The 2,202-nt window shown below is 57.8% G+C and carries 3 protein-coding genes; all 3 read right to left on the reverse strand.

The window, feature by feature from the left end; all coding sequences use genetic code 11:
• Nucleotides 1-490, reverse strand: a 490-nt coding sequence (gene repC / locus EOA49_RS31660; RefSeq protein ID WP_281058470.1) for a plasmid replication protein RepC, incomplete at its 3' end; no start/stop codon positions are given.
• A gap of 158 nt (nucleotides 491-648) precedes the next feature.
• A complete protein-coding gene (gene repB / locus EOA49_RS31665) occupies nucleotides 649-1,686 on the reverse strand; it encodes a plasmid partitioning protein RepB (protein ID WP_127241539.1) in 1,038 nt (345 codons plus the stop codon).
• A 39-nt stretch (nucleotides 1,687-1,725) separates the two neighbouring features.
• Nucleotides 1,726-2,202: AAA family ATPase (locus EOA49_RS31670; RefSeq protein ID WP_164749377.1), on the reverse strand; the 477-nt coding region annotated here is incomplete at its 5' end.

Consider the following 2,202-nt stretch of genomic DNA (forward strand, 5'->3'; position numbering starts at 1 on the left):
CCCTGTTGTCGGCGCGAACACACGCGGCCGCCGCCTCGAACTCGCAGGCACGGGCCAGCAACGGCGCCAGGGAGAAGCCAAATGCTTCCTCAATCTCCCCTCCTCTGCCCTTCCGCGCATAACGCTTGCCGTTCGGGCTGTCCCGGCGGATGACTAGCCCGCAGTCCACAAGAGCCGCCAGGTGGCGCCTCACTGTGGCATCGGGCATTCCGTGCGCCCTGAGGGACAGCTGTGCGTTCGAGGGAAAGACGATGAGGCCGTTTTCCTCACTCAACTCACTGTCCGGATAGAATGATAGCAACGCATTCAGGACGGCCAGAGCGCGATCGCCGATGCCGACAATGCTCTTGCCCTCGCAGAGGTTACGATAGATCTGCCACTTGTCGACCACCCTGCCCTTGGGGATCTCGCGTGACTCGTTTTGCGCTGCCAGCATGGCAAGCGACATCGGCCGCCGCCCAAAGGGCGTCGTTGCAATACCCGTCTCCATTTCTTCCTTCGCCTTCTAATTAGGCAAAAGAAACCTGCTCGCCAAAACGACGCCTAAGACTCTTGACAGTGATTCGCGGAAATGAGATTCTCGGATTGTCTAGATACGAGAAGGGCTTCCGCGACGGTGACGTTCGGGGGCCTTTTTCTTTTGCGGGTTCATTCTCCTGTGTTGCTCGTTTCCGATCGCCTGAACTCGCTGTAGAGCAGCTCCAGATTCTCGGAAATCCAGGTACCGAAGCGAACTCCGTCCCGTTCTTTCAAGGACAGCGTGAACGCCTTTCCGGTATCTTTCGCCGTGACGCGGACGGATTTGTCAGACGGAGCCCAAGCTGGAGCTACGGCCCTCTTCGATCCCGTTGCCGCTTGGTGATCGGCGATTGCTTCGTCGCTGGGAAGGTGATTGAAAAGAAGGCTGAACCTTGTATCGCTTTCAACCTCTAGGAACTTCTGTTTTCCGACGAACCTCATGGCCTTCTCGAGGTTACCTCTAACGCGACATTTGACGGACAGGTCGTACCATCGATCTCGCCCGGTCCCTCGCGCAGCACCGATTGCTTGAATAAGCTCGACTGGAATCTGTTTTGTGACGGATGCCATTTTCGACACGACAGTCTTATTCACCGACAAGGCCGACATGATCGTCTGGGTGTCGAACCCGCGTGCGGCAAGTTTAGCCGCAAACAGCGCACGTTCGATGAACGAGAGGTCCGCTCGTGCAGTGTTCTCCTGCCCTTGGGCGACAACATGGTCACGATCGGACAACGGCTTGACGACCGCTCGGACAGTTCTGCCAAGCGCCTTTGCGGCTTTTACGCGCCGGTGGCCGAATACGATTTGATAACGGCCTTCGGTGCTTGGGTGCGGCCTGACAAGGATTGGCGAATCCTGCCCCCGCTCACCAATGGCTTGCACCAAGTCCTCGAAGCGACCCTCGTCCTGATCCATTCGATCGATGACGAAAGAGCTGTCCAAATGGTCGGGATCAACCTCGATGACCGTCTCGCCTGCGAGCAGCTTTCTCTCTATTTCCTGCGCGGCCTCGACTTTGGTCGCCATTTCGTCGGCGGCCCGGCTCATCATGCCGAAAGCACCCCTGCCGGATCGCGCTGCAAGCGGCGCAGCTGTCTCGGCCGAGTTTACGGCCGTAAACTCGTCCTCATCCAAGATGCCCGCCAATAGGCCCTTACGTGCCATTTCGAAGCCCTCCGACGGGGTTTGCCACTTCAATCAGCGTCATGTCCGCCCCCATGCCTGGTGGACCAGCGAAGTGATCTCGCCGTTGACGTTATGGAGGGATTCCATGGCGCGGTCGTACGTTGATCTTGTCAACTGGCTACGCTCGACCTCGTAGAGTGTCTGCTTGGTGATACCCGCGTCCGATATTGCGGTGCTCTTCAGCATCTCGTTCTTGAGGACGAAGCCACCGAAAATCACGCGCATGAAGTCGACCATTTGCGCTTGCGGACCGTCGCCAGGCTCGAACCTCGTAACAAGATAACGAAACCAGTCGAGGTTCATATTGCCGCCGCCGCGTTTGATAGGATTGAGGATCTCGCCAAGCATCAATAGGAACTGACACATCGACATCACATCTAGCATTTGCGGATGCACCGTGATCAGGACCGCGGTAGCCGACGATAAAGCCGTCAGGGTCAGGTACCCGAGCTGCGGAGGGCAATCGAGGACCACGACATCATAGCGGTCCTGGAC

It is taken from the genome of Mesorhizobium sp. M1A.F.Ca.IN.020.04.1.1 (genome assembly GCF_003997315.1).
GTDB lineage: Bacteria > Pseudomonadota > Alphaproteobacteria > Rhizobiales > Rhizobiaceae > Mesorhizobium.